The following is a 22,140-nucleotide window of genomic DNA, read 5'->3' on the forward strand; positions in this document are numbered from 1 at the left end:
GAGGGAGGGACAGCCAGGAAGCTGGGTAGGGGGATTCCATCGAACCGGTGACGGTGGTTCGAAGTGGGCAGCTCAGATGAACGGCTGGTTTCCAGTAGTGCACGCTCCCCCCCTGGCATCCCAATCATTTCCCCTGGCTCTATTTTTAGCACATAACAAGGAATTCGGGAAGCTTCCCACCCAATTGGAATATTTGAGTGATGGGCGGCTTTAGGCCGGGAGCCGGGCGGTTTTTTTGGGAAAGAGAGGGAAATGGCTGGAAAAGAGGCGTGGAAACAGCCGGCCCCGCCGCTTTTGTTTCCACCCAAAGCATCCTTTGATCAGATTTAAAAAAGGATTTTTTCGATGCCTTGCTCTTTGGCCTCGGTGATAAAATTTTTCCGCCAATCGTGACCCAACAACCTTTCTGCGACCTCCACGGCCAAAAAGCGTGCTGTCACCGGCAGATCGTTGCGGTAGCGGTCCAGCCCCTGGAGGCAGGAGGGGCAGGTGGTGATGATCGGGATGGGTTGGTCGGCCTCCCCATCCTGAAGAGAAATCCCAGTCTCTCCTTGGATCTCCCCTTTATTGCCCTTGGGATTTTCGGGATTATTTTCAGCCGCCCCATCAACGGGTTGGGTCATTTCAGCCATGCCCTGCTGGATCAGCTCGGCCTTGCCAAAACGGACCTGGCTGGCGATATCAGGCCGGGCCACGGCAAAGGTGCCCGCTTCACCACAACAGCGGTCGGTCAAAGTGGCCTTGCCCCCGAGAAGAATTTCGGAAATTTTTTCGGGCTCGTGGCTGCGGGAGGGAGAGTGGCAGGGGTCGTGAAACAGGTGTGCCCCGCCTTTGGTGGTGTTTTTCGAAGCTTGGGATCCCATCCCCTTTTCAATCAGATATTCGTGAATATCCATCAGGCGGCAGCCAGGAAAAATTTTATCGAATTCATACTGTTTCAGCTGGCTCAGGCAGGTGCCACAGGAGATCAGGACGGTTTTGATATCCAGATAGTTCAGATGGTTGGCGATACGATGAAACAGCACCCGATTGGCCGTGGAAATCTCCTGGCTCAAAGCTTGATTGCCGGAAGCCGCCTGGGGAAAGCCGCAGCAGAGATAGTTGGGGGGGAGGACGGTTTTGACCCCGGTATGATAGAGCAGGGCCAGGGAGGCCAGGGCAATGTCGCTGAAAAGCCGCTCACAACCGCAACCGGGAAAATAGAAGACCGTCTCCTCTGTTTCATTCTCCTTTTGGGGATCCTGGAGGATGGGAATGCGTTTATCGTCCTCGATTTCAAGCAGGGCTCGGGCTGTTTGTGACGACAGCTTGGCTGGCAGAGGCTTGTCCAGGAGATGAATGACCTGATTTTTGATGGAGGGTCGGCGGCGAGTGGCCCGGGGAGGGGCGTCCTTGCCCGGAAAGGGGAGGGCATGCAGCATTTTGCATCCCAGCCGCTGACCGGCGTAGCCCCAGGGAATAATCGTGCCCCGGGCTGCCCGGATCACCTGGGGGTTTTTGGTGGTGAGAAAAGAGAGGGCCGACCGGCTGCCGAAACTTCCCCCTTTGTGGCCCCGGGATTTGAGAATTTCCCGCATGTGGATGGTGACCTTGCCAAAATCGATATCCACCGGGCAGGGGGTTTTGCACTTGTGACAGACGGTGCAGTGATCCGCCACGTCGGTCATCTGATCAAAATGGTGCAGGGAGAGCCCACGTCCGGTCTGCTCCTCGTAAAGGAATGCCTCAATGATGAGACCGGCTGCGAGAATTTTATTGCGGGGGGAGTAGAGCAGATTGGCCCGGGGTACGTGGGTGGTGCAGACCGGTTTGCACTTACCACAGCGCAGACAGTGGCGGATGGCGTCGTTTAAATCTCCCAGGGCACTGACTTGCAGGATCAGCGTTTCCTGCTGCACCAGGCGCAGGGAAGGGGTGTAGGCTTCGGCCAGACCGGAGCCTGGCAGGAGCTTGCCGCGATTAAAATGGCCGTGGGGATCGATTTTTTCCTTATAGCGAGCAAAATCAGCGATCTTTTCCGGGCTCATGTAGGCAAATTTGGTGAGGCCAATCCCGTGTTCTCCGGAGATATCCCCATCCAGTTCCCGGGCCAGATTCATGATCCGGTCCACCATCTGCTCCGCTTCCCGCAACATGGGATAGTCGTTGGAGTAGACCGGAATATTGGTGTGGACGTTGCCGTCACCGGCATGCATGTGCAGGGCGGCGAAGAGGCGGCTTGCGCGGATCACCCCGTGAATCTGGTCGAGCTTTTGGTGAATATCAGCCCATAAATCACCGCTGAAAAGATTTTTCAGGGGCCGCTCCACCTCCCGTCGGTAGGAGATGCGCAGATCCCGGCGCAGGAGCAGATGGAGAAGGGTGTCACCGCTTTTGCGTTTGGCAAAAACATAGGGTGCAATCAGGGCGCTGTTTTCATCTGCGCCCTGGTCGAGATGGTCGAGAATGTTTTGCCAATAATCCTGAACCTGGCTCAAGAGATCCAGGGCAGCGGTTTTTTTGGCGGCGATGATCTCTTCGCTCTCCTGGCTGGCCGGATAGCCGGGGGGAAGGAGGTGCCGGAATTCCGCTCCTTCGAGAAACTGACGGACCCCGGCGACGATGGCCAGTTTGTTGGAGATGGATTGAATGATGTTGAGCCGCTCGATGCCAGCACTGTATTCAGCGAGGCGCTCCAGGGGAATGACGATATCTTCGTTGATTTTAAAGGCGTTGGTATGGGCTGCGATGGCAGCGGTGCGGCTGCGGTCGGCCCAAAACCGGGCGCGGCCCTTGGGGCTTGTGGCGATAAACCCTTCTCCCCCCCGGGCTCGGGTCCGCTCAACAATAAAAGCGACAGCTTCGGCCACTTCAGCTTCATCTTCCCCAGCCACATCTGCCAGCAACACCATCTTCGGTCGCTCCCCCCGAGGGGATTTGGCATTGTAGCCCACGGCTTTAACGTAACGTTCATCCAGATGTTCAAGCCCCGTGCACCCTACCTTGGGGTGTTGGTCGAGATGTTTTTTGGTCTCGACAATGGCGGGAACCGCTTCGGACAGGTCGGGGTTGAAAAATTCCAGACACACCGTATGGGTGTGTTGAGGCATTCGGTGCAACACGAAAACCGCACTCGTGATGATACCGTCACACCCTTCCTTCTGTACGCCAGGCAGCCCATCCAGATATTTGTTGGTAACATCCTTGCCCAAACCCGGCTTGCGGATGCGTTCGGAGGGAATGGTGAGAATTTCCGGTTCTTTTTGGGGAGATGCACCATTCAGGGGCAGATGTTTCAGTTCAAAGCGAACCTCTTTGAGGTCATGAATTTTCCCCAGATTGTGGTCCAGGCGCGTCACTTCAAGTTCGTGGCCGTCGGGCATCACCATGCGCCAGGAGAGCAGGTTATCCAGGGTGGAGCCCCACATCACCGCCTTTTTACCCCCCGCATTCATGGCAATATTGCCGCCGATGGTGGAGGCATTTTGGGAGGTGGGATCCACAGCAAAAACATAGCCGCTACCCTGGGCGGCTTCAGTCACCCGGCGGGTCACCGCTCCAGCCCCTACGGCCACTGTGGGGACAGGTTCCGATACGCCTGGAATGGTCCGCAGGCGAGGGGTTTCAATGGTGTTGAGCTGTTCGGTGTTGATCACGGCGGTGTCGGCAAAGAGCGGCACCCCCGAGCCGGTATAGCCGGTTCCGCCCCCCCGGGGAATGAGGGTGAGTCCCAGGTCAATGCAGGCCTGGATGATGGGGGCTGTTTCGGCCTCATTTTCCGGTGTGATGACCACAAAGGGGTTTTCCACCCGCCAGTCGGTGGCGTCGGTCACATGGGAGACCCGTCCCAGTCCGGAAAAATCGATATTGTCCTTACGGGTGATGCGGGAAAGTTTTTTCAGCGTCTGCTGTTTTAAGGCATCTTCCCGGGGAAAACGGGCCGCAAAGCGAGCCACTGCCTCCTGGCAGCGCGCTACCAGGGAGAGCACCAGGGCGTGATCCTTGGCTCGGGCAATGATCTGTTCCAGCCGCTGCTCCATCTCTGCGACCAGGCTGTGGAGCCTTTTGGGGTCGGCGAGAAGATTTTCCTGGATGATGGGATTGCGGGAAACCACCCAGAGATCCCCCAAAATTTCGAAAAGCATGCGGGCGGATCGGCCCGTACGTCGTTGGCCTCGCAGCTCTTCCAATACCTGCCACATGTCGTGACCCAAAAAGCGGCCTACGATCTCTCGATCAGAGAAGGAGGTGTAGTTGTAGGGGATTTCGCGGATACGTGGAGAGGCGCTTATCATTGGGATTTATCGAAAATAGGTTGTGCTCGCCGTTTTCAGAGGCGGCATCGAATGGGGCCGGTGGTTGGAGACCGTTGGGTCAGGGGTGAACGGCTCTGCTTGGTTGACGAGCCAATCATCCTAACTGGAAACGGAAGCTCCTTCTGGCCCAAAAGCATGTGGACATTCACCGTCAAGCCTGCTGAAACGATCTTGAGCTGGCAGGAACTCTCTTTAAACCATCTGGAACTCTTTTGGCTTCCCTTGGAACTCTTTTGGCTTGAAGGAACTCTATCGAGCCTGAAAGAGTGTGACAGCCTAGAGCCTGGAGTGGCTGGAAAGCAAGTTACTACCGAATCTCATCGGCTTCCAGAACGATCCCGGGTTTGGGTTGGGTAGGCTTGGGTGGACTTTGGAGCGGCCAGGTGAAGTGGACGAGAGTCAGGAACCACCCATATAGCGCAGAAAATATTCATAATAATTCTCCACTTCCCTTGGTTGAGGTGAGCGTGTCTCGGTTTCTCATGCCGAAATAGAGTGGGGTTTTCCACTGCTGACACCATCCCCTGTTCTGGATTGTTTGATCCCATGTAACGGCATGGCCGATTTGTCAATCAGAATGGTGAAGGGGGAGCCCATTTTTTTCAGGTGACTCCAAAATACCCTGATTTTCAGTCTGAACCGAAATTTTGGTGGCTCATGATTTCATCCCGAAGAAATGTTGTAGAATACATGAGAAAAAAGCTGAAATCAGGTGGATAAACGAATGGAATTTTTGGGAAACGATGGCAAAGTGGTCTTTAAAAGATTGTCTTTCAAAGGAATAAAAATATATATCAGACAGATAAATAGGGGGCATTTTTAACTGAAAGGGCTTTCAAAATGATAATCTATTTTTAAATATAATCCAATTTGAAAGGAGACCTGTTCTATTTGTCAGAGAAATGGAGTCTATTTTTGTGTGATTGTTTGTGACATTTAAAGGGCTGGCAAGATGTCATTGATGTGTTTAGAATGCTTGACAATGATTCAATCTCGTAATATTTAAATCACTCATTGTGACAATAAAGTGGATTTGGAGATGTAACCCATCCTATTGGTAAATTGGCTGGGTCGAGAGCCCAAGGAGGGGAAGCCGGTCTGGCGTCAAATCGTCGTAGCCATAACCGGTTTTTTAAGTGCTTTATCATCGCTTTTCTGGCTACACCACCCCCCTCCAAATCCGGCAGCCGTCCAGGGATTTTTTCCTGACAAGACGGATAAGCGGCTCTGATGATCGCTTCTGATCCGCCGGAAACGATCTATTATCTACCGGCCCTTGGGTTGCATTGTAATATTTCTGTGTTGCATTGCAATGTTTTTGTGTTGCGCTGCAACATTTATATACCGAATCATCTTTTAATTGCTGGGATGGATTCGGAATTTGAGAGCTGTGGTGCTTTGGTTTTAAGCGGCTTGTGGGATCGTTCCAACACGGTCTCACCCTCCCAAGGCAACCACAAAATGGGCTTTTGGGAAAATGAAAGCAAAAACCCGAACCAGCTCTAAATGCCAACCAGCGCGCAACCGTCAGAATCGTATCTGCTTGTGATCACCGAATGATCATGACCCGGCTGCGCAACCGTGGAGTTCATACTAATGAGTGAAGCGAAAATTTATCCCGTACCCGAAGCCACCGCCAAGCGCGCCCTGATTGACAAAACCCAATATGAGGCGATGTATGCCCGGTCGGTTGAGGATCCGGAAGGGTTTTGGGCAGAGCAGGCGAACACCTTTGTCGATTGGTTCAAACCATGGGACAAGGTGATGGACTATGACTACAACAAAGCGAACATTCGGTGGTTTGAAGGGGCCAAGGTCAACGTCGCCCACAACTGCATCGACCGCCACCTGGAAAAAAGGGCCGATCAGGTCGCCATCATCTGGGAGGGGGACGACCCCAACGTCGACAAAAAGATCACCTATCGTGAACTCCACGAGCAGGTTTCCCGATTCGCCAACGCCTTGAAGGCCCGCAACATTAAAAAAGGGGATCGGGTCTGCGTCTATATGCCGATGATTCCCGAGGCCGCCTATGCCATGCTCGCTTGTGCCCGCATCGGTGCGGTCCATTCGGTGGTCTTCGGCGGGTTTTCCCCTGACGCCTTGCGGGATCGCATTCTCGACTCGGACTGTCAGGCGGTGATCACCGCTGACGAAGGGCTGCGAGGCTCCAAGTCGATCCCCCTGCGCAAAAATGTCGATGCCGCTGTGGCGCAATGCCCCAACGTCCATACAGTCTTTACCGTGCGCCACACTGGTGGAAACATCGCCTGGCAGGAGGGGCGGGATGTTTGGTACCACGACGCCATTGCCGCAGCGGATCCAGACTGCCCTTGTGAGGTGATGGATGCCGAAGATCCCCTGTTTATTCTCTACACCTCCGGCTCCACGGGAACCCCCAAGGGGGTGTTGCACACCACCGGCGGTTATCTTCTCTATGCTGCGATCACCCAGAAATATATTTTTGATTGTCAGGATGGGGATATCTACTGGTGTACCGCCGATGTCGGTTGGATTACCGGCCACACCTACATCCTCTATGGACCCCTCGCCAATGGTGCCACCACCATCATGTTCGAAGGGGTGCCCACCTATCCCGATGCCGGTCGTTTTTGGCAGGTGATCGATAAGCACCAGGTCAATATTTTTTACACCGCCCCCACCGCTCTGCGCTCGCTGATGGGGCAGGGGGATGAACTGGTCAAAAAAACCAGCCGCTCCTCCCTGCGCCTGCTGGGGAGTGTGGGTGAGCCCATCAATCCGGAAGCGTGGGAGTGGTATTTCCATGTGGTGGGTGAGGGGCGCTGCCCCATCGTCGATACCTGGTGGCAAACCGAGACCGGGGGCATCCTCATCACCCCGCTCCCCGGAGCCATCCCCACCAAACCAGGCTCTGCCACGCTCCCTTTCTTCGGCATCGTTCCCGAGATTGTCGATGGCGACGGCAAGGTGCTCGAAGGAGAGGCGGAGGGCATCCTCACCCTGACCCGCTCCTGGCCCGGTCAGATGCGGGGGGTCTATGGAGATCCGAAACGTTTTTACGACACCTACTTTTCCCGCTTCCCGGGCTGTTATTTTCCGGGTGACGGCTGCCGTCGGGACAAGGACGGCTACTTTTGGATCACAGGCCGGGTGGATGATGTCATCATCGTCTCCGGCCATAACCTGGGCACCGCTGAAATAGAGAGTGCCCTGGTACTGCACAAAGATGTCGCCGAAGCGGCTGTGGTGGGTTACCCCCATAATATCAAGGGGCAGGGGCTCTATGCCTATGTCACCCTGATGACCGGGGTAGAGGCTACCGAAGCGCTGCGCAAGGAGCTGACTTCCCTGGTGCGCAAGGAGATCGGACCCATCGCCCATGTGGATATCATCCAATGGGCTCCGGGTCTGCCGAAAACCCGTTCCGGCAAAATCATGCGGCGCATTCTGCGCAAAATTGCTGCCAACGAACTGGAAAACATGGGGGACACCTCAACGTTGGCAGATCCATCGGTGGTGACCAATCTGGTTGATAATCGACCAAACAAATAGTCATCACCGCCACTCCAGCCGGGGTGTTTGATGCTCTGCACTCCATTTTCCGACCTGTTTTTTCTGGGTCCATGACAGGGATTTGGAGCGGTTTTAATCCCGGTTTGGATATTTTTGCGAAAACGAGCCTCTTGAACGTTCAGAGGCTGGCTGAAATCAGGCTCACATTCGCCAAAGATATTCAAACCCCACTCGGATAAAGGACTATCAACAATGAGTGACCAATCATCTGGCTCTGGTGAAGCCTATTGGAAGGCCAATCTACGGCTGATGCTCGCCTGTTTGAGCGTCTGGTTTGTGGTTTCCTATGGATTCGGCATTTTGCTGGTGGATGTGCTGAACAACATACGGATTGGCGGGTTTCAGCTCGGGTTCTGGTTTGCCCAGCAGGGTTCCATCTACACATTCGTGGTCCTGATTTTCATTTATGCCATCGGCATGAATCGGATCGACCGCAAATTCAACGTCCACGAAGAGTGATTTGGGAGCTGATATCATGGAACTTCAAACACTGACTTATATTATAGTTGGGCTTAGTTTTGCCCTCTATATCGCCATTGCCCTCTGGTCTCGGGCCAGTACCACCGGTGAATTTTATGTGGCGGGCAAGGGGGTCCACCCCATCGCCAACGGTATGGCTACGGCAGCTGACTGGATGTCTGCGGCCTCATTTATCTCCATGGCCGGTTTGATCGCCTTTCTGGGCTATGGTGGTTCGGTTTATCTCATGGGTTGGACCGGGGGCTATGTGCTGCTGGCAACCCTGCTCGCTCCCTACCTGCGTAAATATGGTAAGTTTACGGTGCCTGAGTTTATCGGTGGCCGTTACTATTCCAAGACCGCGAGCCTGGTGGCGGTGATCTGCCTGATCTTTATCTCCTTCACCTATGTCGCCGGGCAGATGCGCGGTGTGGGTATCGTCTTTTCCCGCTTCCTGGAGGTGGAAATCCTGACCGGTCTTATCGTCGGTATGGGGGTGGTGTTCATCTATGCGGTGCTGGGAGGGATGAAGGGTATCACCTACACCCAGGTGGCCCAATACTGCGTGCTGATTTTTGCCTATACGGTGCCTGCGGTCTTTATCGCTCTGCAGATGACCGGTGAATTTTTGCCCCAGATCGCCTTCGGTTCCACCTTGGTAGATGGCTCCGGCTTCATGCTGGATCGCCTCAATCAAGTGGTGACTGATCTCGGCTTTGCCGAATATACCAAAGGCAACAAGTCCACCATCGACGTCTTTTTCATCACCATGGCCTTGATGGTGGGTACGGCGGGTCTTCCCCACGTGATCGTGAGATTCTTCACGGTGCCCAAGGTGCGTGACGCCCGTAGTTCTGCTGGTTGGGCCCTGCTTTTCATCGCCCTGCTCTACACCTGTGCTCCCGCCGTGGGCGCCATGGCCCGCATGAACCTGGTGGAAACCATCCAGACCGGTCCCGTGGGTGAGGTGACCAGCAACATCGAGTATGAAGCCCGACCCGAGTGGATCAAGCGTTGGGAACCGACGGGTCTGATCAAGTTTGAAGACAAAAATGACGACGGTCGCATTCAGTTTTATAACGACAAGAACCCTGAATTCGTCAAGAAGGCCGATGAGTATGGCTGGAAGGGCAACGAGCTCAAAGTGGACCGGGATATCATGGTGCTGGCCAACCCGGAAATCGCCAATCTGCCCAACTGGGTCATCGCCCTGGTGGCAGCCGGTGGTATCGCTGCTGCTCTCTCCACGGCGGCGGGTCTGTTGCTGGTGATCTCGGCAGCCATCTCCCATGACCTGATGAAGGGGATCTTGACCCCGAATATTTCGGAAAAAGCGGAACTGCTGGCTGGCCGTATCGCCGCAGCCGTGGCCATCGGAATCGCCGGTTATCTGGGTTACCATCCACCCGGCTTTGTGGCCCAGGTGGTGGCCTTTGCGTTCGGTCTAGCCGCTTCCTCTCTCTTCCCCGCCATCCTGATGGGCATTTTCAGCAAGCGCATCAATCGGGAAGGGGCCATTGCCGGTATGCTCACGGGTTTGATTTTCACCATGGGCTACATCATCTACTTCAAGGGCGTTTTCATCGAGCCCATGGCCGCCAACATTCCGGCCAACTGGTTCCTGGGTATCTCCCCTGAGGGGATCGGTGGCGTAGGTATGGTGCTGAACTTTGCCGTAGCCTTTGCCGTTTCCAAAGTGACCCCCCCTGTTCCCCAAGAGGTCCAGGATTTGGTGGACGACATTCGCGTTCCCCGGGGTGCCGGTTCAGCTGTGGATCACTAGGATGTGACAGGATGTCAGGTCAGGTGCTTCCCCTCTGATTTTGAGTAAGCTTTAAGAGGGGGAAGGCCACACCTTCCTCTCATCTTTTTCATGCTGTTTAATGAGCCCCGGCGATTTTTTGTCGGGGCTCATCTGTTTTTATCTCTGTTATTTTGTCGCTGTATTTTGATTCTGTGGCCGTTTCATTTTGAATCATGGCCCGGATTCATTGATTCTGTTTTGCAGGATGCATTCATTTTGAACCCGGGTGCTTTTATTCTCTTTTGGGATTATTCCCAGAGAACCATCGCAGTTCACCCCAGCAGTCACTTTCATTCCCCTCAGGAGTTTTCGGCATGGATATCGAGCTGATTGAAATTCATGATTTTCTTTCATCCTGCCCACCATTCGACATCCTCCCTGCTGAAGTGTTGGAAGGGCTGCCCGGGCAGTTGACCATCCGCTATGTTCGGCGGGAATCTCCCGTCATGGAAGCGGGGCAGGTGTTGGATGCCCTACAGATTATTCGCACGGGTGCGGTGGAGATTTATTTGAAGGATGGCAATCTGCTCACCCGTTTGAACGAGGGAGATATCTTCGGCGCCCAGACCCTTTTGCGGGGTCGGACCATCGTCACCAATGTTCAGGCCATTGAGGATTGCCTGATCTACCAGATGCCGGCTGAGATTTTTTTCGATTTATGCCAACAGTTTGAGGAGTTCAAAGCCTTTTTTGGCCCTGTGGGGGCGGATCGACTGCGGAGTGCTCTGCAGCGGACGGAAAGCGGTTTTAGTCAGCCTTTCGACTTGATGGGTGTTGGCATGGAGGTATTCCTCAGCCGCAAGCCTGTCGCTTTACCGCCGGACGCCACCATCCAGGAGGCGGCCAAGATCATGTGTGATCAACGGGTCTCCTCCCTCCTGGTGATGAAAGGGCATAGGCTGGTGGGGATTGTCACCGATCGGGATCTGCGGGAACGGGTGATCGCCGCAGGTCGGGATACCAGCCAATCCATCAAGAAGATCATGACTGCAAAACCGGTCACGCTGGGGGTTCGTCGCACGGCATTTGATGCCCTGATGACCATGGCCCAGAACAACATCCACCATCTGCCCATCCGAAATCGGGATAAGGTGGTGGGTGTTGTCACACCCCGGGATCTCAATCGTAATCAATGTACCTCCGTGGTCTATCTGGTGCATCAAATTTCCCGCACCAAGGACGTTGGTGACCTACAGGAGACCTCTACCCGGACCTCGGAGCTGTTGGAACAGATGGAGTCCAACGGGGCGACGGCGGATAGCATCACCCACGCTTTGACGGTGGTGGCTGACAGCATCACCCGGCGTCTGCTGAAACAGGCGGAAGCCAAGCTCGGCCCGCCGCCAGTCCCCTATGCCTGGATGTCGGCAGGCTCCCAGGGGCGCAACGAAATGACTGTTCAGTCAGACCAGGATAACTGTCTGCTGATTGATGACCGCTATAAAAAAGGCAAACACGGGGCCTACTTTTCCGCCCTGGCCAACTATGTCTGCGATGGTTTGAAAGCCTGTGATTATGCCTATTGTCCCGGGGATGCCATGGCGGTCAATCAGGTCTGGAGGCAGCCTTTTTCCACTTGGCGCAAGCGTTTTTTCAGTTGGATCCGGGAGCCTGATCGAAACGCCTTGATGCTGGCCAGTATCTTTTTCGACCTCAGCTTTGTGCATGGGGATGAAGCGCTTTTTTGGCAGCTGCGCTATGACGTGATTGAGGAATCCTCGAAAAACCGGATTTTTTTGGCCCATATGGCGTCCAATGCTTTGTCCAGGCAGCCACCGTTGGGTTTTTTCCGAAATTTTGTGCTCATTCGGGGGGGAGAGCATGACGACACCCTGGATCTCAAGAAAAACGGCGTTATTCCCATCGTCGATCTGGCCCGGGTCTATGCTTTGGACAGGGGGATTCAGGCGGTAAACACCCGCAGTCGTCTGGAAGCCGCCCGGGAGGTGGGGGCACTCAGTGCATCGGGCTCCCAGGATTTGCTGGATGCCCTGGCCTTGATCAATGGTACCCGTATCCGCCACCAGGCACGCATGATTCGAGAGGGGAAAAAGCCCGATAATTTTGTCCATCCCGAGGAACTTTCCAACTTTGAACGCCAACATTTGAAAGATGCCTTTTCCATCGTCCAGACCATGCAGTCCTCTCTGGAACAGCGCTATCAGGTTTCTCGATTCATGTGATGGGAATCTCAGCTGATTTATGACCAAATTGCTCCAAAAACCGGCCATTCTCGAAATGCGCAGGCGTTGGTTACTTCGACGGGTGCCACCGGGGGTGTTGCGGGATTATTTATCCATCCCGTTTCCATCGAGTTCTCAAGCGTATGAAAAGATTGATTATTTGGCTTTGGATCTGGAGACCACGGGGCTTGATCCAATCCGGGATGAAATTTTAAGCGTCGGTTTTGTGCCGATTCGGGCGTCGATGTTGCGATTGGCGGAGCGGGGTTATCACCTGGTGCGGCCCAAACAGAGTGTGCCGGAAGCCTCAGCGGTGTTGACCGGCTTGACCGACGATCACTCTGCCAAGGGAGAAGCGTTGTGCCCGGTTTTGGAAGAGGTGATCCAAACCCTCACCGGTAAGGTGCTGGTGGCCCATTTTGCCCGTCTGGAGACCGGTTTTCTCGATGCCGCCTGTCAGATCTGCTACGGCTTTTCCCTGCCGATTCCAGTGGTGGATACCCTGGCCCTGGAACACCGTTCCATGCAGCGACGCAATCAATTCCCCAAAGCCGGAGAGCTGCGTTTGGCGGCTTTGAGAACACACTACGGTCTGCCCCGCTACAAAGCCCACAACGCCCTCTCTGATGCCCTCTCCTGTGGGGAATTGTTCCTGGCGCAAACCGCTCATCGTGCGGGTCGCGGAAAATTGCTGTTAGGTGAGTTGGTATAGGGAAAGATCTGGAATGGTTATTCTGGCACGCTCGCCTCTGCCTGAAAAATTTGAAAATCGTTGCGGCCCCGATTTTTAACCTGATACATGGCCAGATCCGCTTTTTTCAGCAGCTCTTGTGGATTTTCCCCGTGGTCGGGAAAGAGGCTGACACCGATACTGGTACCGATGTGGCAGGCATGCCCTTCCAGGTGAAACGGTGTGGAGAGGGCTTCAATAATTTTGTGGACCACCGGTACCACGGTTTCAAGATCTGAAAAACCGTTCATGATGACGGTAAATTCGTCTCCCCCCAAGCGTGCCACCACATCCGATTCCCGCAGGCACTCCTTGATTCTTTCCGCCACCGCGATGAGCAGAAGATCGCCGATGTCGTGGCCCAGATTGTCGTTGACCGCCTTAAAACGATCCAGATCCATGAAAAGAATCCCGAGCATCTCTTTGCCTCGCTTCGCCTGAGCGATGGAGACGGAAAGATGTTCGATAAACTGCATGCGGTTGGGTAGTCCGGTCAAAGCGTCGTGGCTTGCCATATATTGCAGGCGCTCTTCGGCTTGGCGTTTTTCGGTGATGTCGAGGCCGGTGCCGATGATGTGATGGATGGTACCGTCGCTGTTGAGGGTGGCAGAGTTATACCAGGAGATCAGCCGTGTGGAGCCATCTTTGCGCACCCAGTGATTTTCGTGCACGTGGGGAAAATGGCCAATGGTGAGACTTTGGAATACCTCTTGAACTTGAGCAATCTGGGGGGGGGGCAGGAGGAAATCCCAAACGAAACGCCCCAGCGCTTCTTGTTCTGAATAGCCGGTCAATTGTTGGCAGGCCTCGTTGAAAAGAATGATGTGTCCCTCCTGGTCCAGAACCACCACCAGCGCTGGCGCGGTACGCAGGATGGTGGCGCTGAATTCCTGTTCTGCCCTAAGCTTGGCTTCGGTTTGGCGGAGGTCGATGAGACCGGCCAGGGTGTTGGCGACGGCCGTCAGGAAGGCGTCTTCTTCGGGGTTGTTGGGGTGGCCTTCGGGAAGATAAAGATTGAGCACCCCCCGCACTCGATCCTTGGCCAGGATGGGTACACAATAGTGGCCATGGGGTTGAATGCCGTCATAGTGGATGTCGTGGCGGTGATCCAGGTGGGAAGAGAAGAGAATTTTACGACTTTGAGCGGCGCGACCACACAGGCAATATCCCGGTTTGATACGGGCACAGGAAATGAGGAGTCCAGCTGCCAGGCCTTTGTTGGCGTGCAAAACCAACTCCCCGGACTCTTCATCCATCAAAAAAATGGAGCCCTTGTATTGGACTGAAAGCCAGGGGACGGAGAGGATGATGTCCAGGGCTACTTGAAGTTGTTTTTCCAGGGAGAGGGGTTCCAGGCCGGTTTCGAGAAGGGCGCTGATGGAGACTCGGGATTGCAGCGCCCGGGCTTCTCTTTTTTCCAGTTCGTGAAATTCGGTGATGTCGCTTACAGTTCCGGACATCTGCAGTGGTTTGCCGTTGGCATCACGGTTTACCTGGCCGATTTCGTGTACGACCCGTTGGCTGCCATCCGGGCGGATGATTCGGTGCTGAATGTCATATTTGGTATCGACATCATTCAGACTTTTCTGCACCGCCTCCTGAACCCGTTCACGATCATCTGGATGAACGATTTCAAGAAAACCGGACAAACTGAGAGCATCCACCTCCGGTTCCATCCCGAAAATACGAAAGATCTGTTTGGACCAGATGATTTCATTGCTGGCAATGTCCCAATCCCAGTTGCCCATATGGGCAATTTGCTGGGCATGGGCCAAGCTGTCGGCATTTTTTTTGACTCTGATTTCACTGAGATTCAATTCCCAGTGGTAGCCGATGACGATGCCAAGAATGACCAGTCCGATGGCCAGGGTGAAAAATCCAGCATCCCAGCCTACGGGTGGAGAGTGGGTTCCGGTGAGGGGTACGAAAACCGCTGCAGCCATGGCGGTATAGTGGAGCCCACAGATGCCTCCGCCCATGAAGGCTGCACTCAGATATTTGGTGCTGATTCGAGGAATCTCCGCCTTTTGGCCGATGTGGAAGGTAAGGGAGAGAGCGATGGCAGAGGTGGCGACAGCAACAATGATGGAGAGCAGGAAATAGTCGAGGCGGTAGTGGAGGGAAGCGGGCATGCGCATGGCATCCATACCGATATAGTGCATGGCCCCGATACCGCTCCCCATGAGGATCGAGCCCAGAATCAAATGGCGTCTGGAAAAAGTGGCCGAACTTGCCAGTCGTAGAGCCAGATAGGCACTGAGTATGGCGGCCAGCACGGAGAGCAGGGTGGTGAGGGGTTCGTAGAGCACCGGGGCGGCCATTTTCATAGCCATCATCCCCACAAAATGCATGGCCCAGATGCCACACCCCAGAGAAAAAGCCCCGAGGGTCAACATGCGCCGGGCAGCTGGTGTGCCCCGCACCGAAGCGATACGGCTGGTGAGATCAAGGGCGGTGAGAGAGGCCAAAAAAGCCACCGCCAGGGAAAGAATCACCAACCCCCAGTCGTGACTGGTCGTGAGCGCATTGGCAGGCAGCTCATCAAAAAGAAAAAGGTGGGTGGAAAAGTGCATGGGGCAGCCAATGGCAGTGTCGAAATGATCCGATTAAAAGCACCATTCTATCCAATGCCGCAGAAAAAAACCACTTCGATGGGGTTTCAGGCTCCCTGGGCGTTGCGTTGTTTTCAGCTTTTTCCTTATCCAGGCCCCTGCTGGAAGGCCATTTATATCAGAGATAGAGTCATCTGACTGTAGCGCCTTCCTCCAGCCACAGGTAGGCCTCTGATCGCCATGATGGTGGCCTTTCCTGGATCAAAAATTTCAGGGATCACCTTGGTTCCGGTTGCCATCATTATCGTAGGTTCAGGGTAAAAGCTGGCTTTATCAATGGGCTTATCAACGGGCTGATAAGCGTTCCATCACCAATCACTTGTCAAGATTGGTTTGGATCCCGATAGCTGGATGCTTTTTGTTTTCATGGTGAAAAATCAACGCGCTCATTTGCAAAGAGGGCGTGTGGCAGGTAACGTGAAGGGGTTTATATTGACAGATTACGCAATATCATTTTATCACGGCTCCATTTTATGGTGAAGGAGGTCAGGTGAAACCTTTGACCTATTTGTTTCAGGCCATTTTTTACCCGCTTGTTCCCAAGAATCGAATCAGACCATCCTCCCTTTTGGTGAGTACGTTCCTGGGGATTTTTTGTCTCATCTTGGGGGCTTGTTCTGCCCAGGCCGATGAACTCCAGGAACTCCCCATCGGTACTTTTGAATTTCCCCCCTACAACTATACCGAAAACGGTATGGTGACCGGAGCCGGTACCGAAATTTTTACCGAGGTGCTGCGGCGCATGGGCTACCGCGCCAAAATCACCAGATATCCCTGGAAACGCACCCAGGCGATGGCCGAGCGGGGGGAAATTGCTGGCATGTTTACCTTTACCAGTAATCCCCAGCGGGCCGCCGTCAACCATATCACCGAGCCTTTGGGGGTGATCTACGACGTCTTTTTCAAGCGCCGGGCCGATGCAATCCATTGGGAAAAAATCGATGATCTCAAGGGCCATATCATTGGTGCCACCGATGGCTACAACTATGCCCCGGTTTTTTTGAATCCCTTAAAATCAGGTGAGCTTAAGGTGGATCTCATCGCCTCCCAACACCCTGAATTGGTGCACCTGAAAAAATTGGCTGCAGGGCATATTGATCTGGCCATCTGTGAAATCAGCTTGTGCGGCCACATCATCCGCAAGAGTACGCCCCAATTCGATGCCATCGATTATATCGATCATAAGATCGGTCCAATCCGGACCTTTCATGCCGGTTTTTCCAAAAAGTGGCCTGGCTCCAAAGAGCTGCATGCACGTTTTAATGAAGAGCTTGGCCAATTTGCCCGAGAGGGTGGCCGAAAGAAGATACATCAAAAGTATCACTTGACCGAAATTGATTGAGTTCCATTCCTTATTTTAAACGCGAAGGACCATTTTATGAGGTGGGGATTAACTTCCTTCCGTGCGTATCGCCACAAGCAGCCACTGGCTTACCGCCAGCTGTTTTACATCCTGCTGTTCAGTTCGGCCATCACCCTGCTCAGTACGGCGATTCAGCTGTTTTTGGATTATCGATCCGATGTTGCCACCATCGAACACCGCCTCGATTTGGTACACGATACCCATCTCCACAGTATCATCGGCAGCGTTTGGGATTTGAGCGAAAGCCGCACCCAAACTTTGATGAACGGCATCCGCCAGTTTCCCGATATCGAATATTTGGAGGTCCGGGAGCCCAATGGTGCGCTTTTCGCCAGTGTTGGCCAACCGCCTCACAGCGAGGGGATTTCCAAAGCTTATGCCCTCAATCATACCAATGTATTAGGGGAAAATACCCGCCTGGGTACCCTTACCGTCACGGCGGATCTTTCCGGGGTTTATCAACGCCTACAGGACAAGGTACTGGTCATTCTTACCACCCAGGCCATCAAAACCTTCCTGGTTTCCGGATTCATTCTGTTTATCTTCCAAAGCTTGGTCACCCGTCATCTGGCGACTCTGGCCAACCATGCCCGAACCCTCAACCCCGAACGCCTGGATCCACCCCTGGTGCTGGATCGGCCTCCCTCTCCGGAGGAAAAACGGGATGAGTTGGATCAGGTGGTGGAGGCTTTTAATGAGATGCGCCTGCGACTGAGGGAGGTGCTGGAAAAACGCGCCAACCTGGCGACAGAGCTGCGCCAGATGAATCATGAGCTACGCCTGCACTCGGATAAGTTGGAAATGGGCAACAAGCAGATCAGCGAGCAGGCGGCCCAGTTGGAGCAATATCGGCACATCGTCCAAGCCTCCGGTGATCTGATTTCCCTGCTCAATACCAGCTATACCTATATCTTGGTCAACGATACCTATCTCCACTATCACGCCAAAACCCGGGAAGAGATTGAGGGACATACTGTCGCTGCTCTCCACGGTGAAGAGGCGTTCCAGTATATCCAACGCCAACTGGATCGCTGTCTCACCGGGGAGCAGGTGAACTATCAACGGGAGTTCCCATTTCCCGGGTTGGGTGTCCGCTGGATGGATATCTCCTACCACCCTCTCCAGGACGGTTCCGGCAGGGTGGTGGGGGTGGCGGTGATCGTGCGGGATATCACTGATCGGCGTCGGGCCGAAGAAAATCGTCTGGAAAAGGAGGCTGCCGAAGCCACCAGCCGCGCCAAAAGCGAATTTTTGGCTACCATGAGCCACGAAATTCGTACGCCTATCAATGCGGTTCAAGCATCGATCCGTCTGTTGGAACAGATCGGCGGCCATGGAAAAGAGGCTGAAAAATATTTCGATATCATTACTTCCTCCAACAAAGCACTCCTGGCGCTCATTGATGATGTACTGGATTTTTCCCGTATCGATGGTGGCCACCTGGGCTTGAATAAAGAGGTGTTCCGGCTGGACAAGCTGATCTCTGAGGTGAAGGGGATGATTTCCGAGCTGGCCCAAGCCAAGGGATTGATGCTTGTCTGCCGGGTGGAGGAAGAGTGCCCCAAATTTCTTCGGGGAGACCCGGTTCGGGTGCGGCAGATTATCTGGAATTTGCTGCAAAATGCCATCAAATTTACTGAGCGAGGGGCGGTGCATCTGACGGTGAAGAGGGTCTCCCTCACCGAGAGCCATGTGAGCCTCTCCTTTGAGGTGGCGGACACCGGGATCGGTATCGAACAAGAAAAACTGGTCGGATTATTCGATCCATTCGTCCAGGGGGACTCCTCCTCCTCCCGTCAGTTTCGCGGGGTGGGACTGGGGCTCGCCATCTGTAACAAGCTGGCAGGATTGATGGGGGGAGAGATTACGACGGAAAGTGTCGTTGGGGAGGGCTCTCTTTTCTGTTTTCGTGCCCGGTTCGAACACACCTCTCATCCCGAATTGACTGCCACCGGCTCATCCGTCGTTTCCCTGCTACCGTTGACGATTCTCTATGTGGATGATGAGCCGGTCAATCGACAGGTGGTGCAAGCGGTGCTGGAAGCGGAGGGACACCGGGTGACACCTGCTGAGAGTGGTCCGGTTGCCCTGGAAAAGCTCAATGGGGCCACCTTTGATTTTATTCTCATGGATATTCGCATGCCCGGTATGGATGGCCATGAAACCGCCCGGATCATTCGTCAAAACCCCGAGCACGCCACCATTCCCATTATCGCTTTTACCGCCGATGTCTTGAGGGGGGCTGATGGTCAGGCCAATCAGGTGGGAGAGCTGGATGGCTGGGTAGCCAAACCCCTGGATATGGATGAATTAAATCGAGTGGTGAGTCACGTGTTATCAAAACAAAAAGCCCCAGAGAAGCCCAATGGTGACGGATTAACCAACTCTTTGGGCGCCGCCGTTGAGGAAGTCGGGGTGGGGAAGAGTGAAGGGGTGGGGAAGAGTGAAGGAGAACCACCAGCCCTGTTGGATACCAGGCATCTGCGCTTTTTACAGGAAAAATTGGGCGAAGATACTTTTGCCAAAACTTTGTCCCTCTTCAAAGAGGAGGGGCCAAAGCTGTTGAATGCCCTCCTGAATCATCTCTCTTCCGGTGATCGGGTCGAGCTAAGGGAGAGTGCCCATCGGTTGAAAGGTATGGCCCGCTCCCTGGGTTTTTTCCGCTTGGCTGAAGTGGCGGGCCTGTTACAGGAGCAAGCCGAAACAGGTGAGGCGGCGGCCTTGGCGGGTCTTGTCCGGGTGGCTCAAGCCCATTTCAATCGCTCTTTGGAGGCGCTGTCGGCTTTTTTGGATTGATCGCTTCTCTAACCTCTCCCCTTTTGGGGAGGGAGAGGTTAGAGGATTATCCGTGGTCAAGATCCATCCAGAGCTATGGGTTAAAACCGTTCGAATTCATCATCATTCCCTCCAGCAGCCTGCCAGCCTGGGTCACTGTCTTGATTGACGGCTGGGGAGGGCAGAGCTGCCCTGGAGCGTTGCGTAGGGAGAGCGCTGGCAGGAGGGGCACGCCTTGGAGAGGCACCACCCTGGTCCCGGGTGCGGAAGAAGGTCATCACCTGTTGCAGGGTGTCTGCCTGGGTGGAAAGCTCTTCGGCGGTTGTGGCCATCTCCTCAGCGGCTCCGGCATTTTGTTGAATCACCTGATCCAGCTGGCCCATGGCTTGGTTGATCTGCCCCGCCCCTTGATTTTGTTCCGTATTGGACGCCGCAATCTCCTGGACCAGTTCAGCGGTTTTTTGAATCTCCGGTACCAGATCGTTGATGATGCCCCCGGTTTTTTCTGCCACACCGACACTGGAGGCAGAGAGTTGACTGATCTCTCCAGCAGCGGCCTGACTGCGTTCAGCCAGTTTTCTGACTTCGGCGGCCACAACGGCAAATCCCTTGCCGTGCTCCCCGGCCCGGGCAGCCTCGATAGCGGCATTCAAGGCGAGCAGATTGGTCTGCCGGGCGATCTCCTCGATGATGGAAATCTTACTGGCGATCTCCTTCATGGCTTCCACAGCTTGCACCACCGCCTTCCCGCCATCGGCGGCATCCACCGAGGCTTTTCGGGATATCTTTTCGGTTTGCAGGGCGTTGTCGGCATTTTGCTGGATGTTGGAGGCCATCTCCTCCACGGCTGCGGAGGTCTCCTCAATGGAGGCTGCCTGCTGGGTGGCACCCTGGGACATGCTTTGAGCGGCGCTGGCAAGCTCATTGGAGCCGGACGCGACGGAGTTTGAGGCGGTGCTGACCTGGGAGACCACCTCTTGCAGTTTGGCCACCATCTCATTCAAGGCGGTCACCAGTCGGCCTGTTTCATCCTTTTGATCGATATCGAGGCTATGGGTCAGATCGCCCTTGGACACCTCTTGGGCAAAGGTCAGGCTGCGCAAGATAGGCTGGGTAATGGAGCGGGTGATGAATAGCGCCAGCAGGATTCCCAATATGGCAGCCGCAATGGAAATGCCAGTCACCGCAGAGCGGGTATCAATGGCCCCCTGGATCATCACTTTTTCGCTCATGATGTTGTTGTTGGAGGTATCCACCAGGGCGTGAAGATGGTGTTGCACCTCTTCTAGGTGGAGCTGGGTTTCCGTGGCAAAGATGCGCCCCACCGCCTCTTTGCCAGCCAAGGCATCACTGGCCTGTTTTTGGACCTTTTTCAGATATTTGCGTACCTGGGCCAAGGCGGTTTTGACCGGCCCCTGATAAGCCTCCCGGGCGGCGTCAAACTGCCCTTGCCGCAAGGCATCCCTGACCTGTTCTCCAGAGGCGTGCAGGTGGCGGTGGGCTGGCTCCAGCTCGGCCATGTAGGCTTTTTGTTGGGGATCCATGGCGAGCATTTTTTTGGCCCCTTCGCCATAGATAAATTGGCCCATGGAGCATTTGGTTGGATCCAGCTGTACCGTCAAATCATTCTGGTGAGCAAGAATGGCGCTCTGGACTTTTTCCGACCAAGCCAGGTGATCCGCCTCTTTTTGGGCCAAAAAGGCAGGCAAGGAGGCGTCCGCCGGTTGGTAGGATTTTTGGATTTTGTGAGCGGATGCGTGGAGCTCTTCATGGGGTTTGCCGATGGCATCCAGGATCGGTTTCAGGGCTGGGACCAGTTTTTCAGCTTGCCTGCGACCTTCACCATAATACCATTTGCCAAAGCCACATTTGGTGTGGTCGAGCTGCACTCCAAGTTCATTGATCGTATCATCGCTGATGAAGGCACTTACCTGGTTGGCCCAGTTGAGATGGTCCACCTCCCGTTGCAGGATTTCACTGCGCAGTTGGTTGCCGCTGACCACTTCCAGGCCGTTATCGACGATCTCGGAAATTCCGGTAAAAGCCCAAAAACCGACCACACCCAACAGCAGCAGCACGCTGCCGATACCAGTGAGAATTTTTTTGCCAAGGTTCAGGTCGCGCCATCTCATCAGGCCAATCTCCTTTTTGGAAATTTATATCCACTCATATAATAATGTATATAAATTTCATTCTTCAGGTCACGGATCATTTTGCTTTTTCTCCAGAAGAGGCTTGTTGATTCGGCTAGTCTGGAAGAAACCCTGGAAAGGTTGGGGCAGGGGGGATTTATGGAGAGGGTAAAAAGTGAACCCCCTGTCCCCCCTGTCCCCCCTGTCCCTCCTGCCCTCCCGGAAAAGACAA

11 protein-coding genes are annotated in these 22,140 nt (G+C 54.4%); 8 read left to right on the forward strand and 3 right to left on the reverse strand.

Annotated elements, in window-relative coordinates:
- Nucleotides 1-326 precede the first annotated feature (326 nt).
- The gene (locus HQL52_09975; GenBank protein MBF0369772.1) at nucleotides 327-4,274 is read right to left on the reverse strand and encodes a DUF3683 domain-containing protein; all 3,948 of its coding nucleotides are present in this window, start codon (nucleotides 4,272-4,274) and stop codon (nucleotides 327-329) included.
- Between the two features lie 1,251 nt (nucleotides 4,275-5,525).
- On the opposite strand from HQL52_09975, the gene HQL52_09980 reads away from it, so the two are divergent.
- The 6 genes from HQL52_09980 to HQL52_10005 all read left to right on the forward strand — a co-directional run bounded on the left by HQL52_09980 (nucleotide 5,526) and on the right by HQL52_10005 (nucleotide 13,008).
- Nucleotides 5,526-5,801: a hypothetical protein gene (locus tag HQL52_09980; protein MBF0369773.1), complete on the forward strand. Its 276-nt coding sequence runs from the start codon at nucleotides 5,526-5,528 to the stop codon at nucleotides 5,799-5,801.
- A 90-nt stretch (nucleotides 5,802-5,891) separates the two neighbouring features.
- A complete protein-coding gene (gene acs / locus HQL52_09985; GenBank protein MBF0369774.1) occupies nucleotides 5,892-7,829 on the forward strand; it encodes an acetate--CoA ligase in 1,938 nt (645 codons plus the stop codon).
- A gap of 213 nt (nucleotides 7,830-8,042) precedes the next feature.
- Nucleotides 8,043-8,309 carry a DUF4212 domain-containing protein gene (locus tag HQL52_09990; protein MBF0369775.1) on the forward strand — a complete coding sequence of 89 codons (267 nt, stop codon included), beginning with the start codon at nucleotides 8,043-8,045 and terminating at the stop codon, nucleotides 8,307-8,309.
- Between the two features lie 16 nt (nucleotides 8,310-8,325).
- Nucleotides 8,326-10,092 (forward strand): cation acetate symporter, encoded by a 1,767-nt coding sequence (locus HQL52_09995; GenBank protein ID MBF0369776.1) that lies wholly within the window; start codon nucleotides 8,326-8,328, stop codon nucleotides 10,090-10,092.
- Nucleotides 10,093-10,427: 335 nt separating this feature from the next.
- Nucleotides 10,428-12,296, forward strand: coding sequence for a cyclic nucleotide-binding/CBS domain-containing protein (locus HQL52_10000; protein MBF0369777.1), 1,869 nt, complete (start codon nucleotides 10,428-10,430; stop codon nucleotides 12,294-12,296).
- A gap of 19 nt (nucleotides 12,297-12,315) precedes the next feature.
- Nucleotides 12,316-13,008: a 3'-5' exonuclease gene (locus tag HQL52_10005; GenBank protein ID MBF0369778.1), complete on the forward strand. Its 693-nt coding sequence runs from the start codon at nucleotides 12,316-12,318 to the stop codon at nucleotides 13,006-13,008.
- Between the two features lie 17 nt (nucleotides 13,009-13,025).
- Here HQL52_10005 and HQL52_10010 read toward each other — a convergent pair whose 3' ends face one another.
- A complete protein-coding gene (locus tag HQL52_10010) occupies nucleotides 13,026-15,599 on the reverse strand; it encodes a diguanylate cyclase (protein MBF0369779.1) in 2,574 nt (857 codons plus the stop codon).
- A gap of 643 nt (nucleotides 15,600-16,242) precedes the next feature.
- Here HQL52_10010 and HQL52_10015 point away from each other — a divergent pair.
- Together HQL52_10015 and HQL52_10020 are read left to right on the forward strand one after the other, a co-directional pair.
- On the forward strand, nucleotides 16,243-16,980 hold the full coding sequence (locus HQL52_10015; protein MBF0369780.1) for a transporter substrate-binding domain-containing protein: 738 nt from the start codon (nucleotides 16,243-16,245) through the stop codon (nucleotides 16,978-16,980).
- 36 nt (nucleotides 16,981-17,016) lie between these two features.
- On the forward strand, nucleotides 17,017-19,797 hold the full coding sequence (locus tag HQL52_10020) for a response regulator (GenBank protein MBF0369781.1): 2,781 nt from the start codon (nucleotides 17,017-17,019) through the stop codon (nucleotides 19,795-19,797).
- Nucleotides 19,798-19,877: 80 nt separating this feature from the next.
- Here HQL52_10020 and HQL52_10025 read toward each other — a convergent pair whose 3' ends face one another.
- Nucleotides 19,878-21,908, reverse strand: coding sequence for a CZB domain-containing protein (locus HQL52_10025; GenBank protein MBF0369782.1), 2,031 nt, complete (start codon nucleotides 21,906-21,908; stop codon nucleotides 19,878-19,880).
- Between the last annotated feature and the right edge of the window lie 232 nt (nucleotides 21,909-22,140).

Source organism: Magnetococcales bacterium, assembly GCA_015232395.1.
Taxonomy (GTDB): Bacteria; Pseudomonadota; Magnetococcia; order Magnetococcales; family JADFZT01; genus JADFZT01.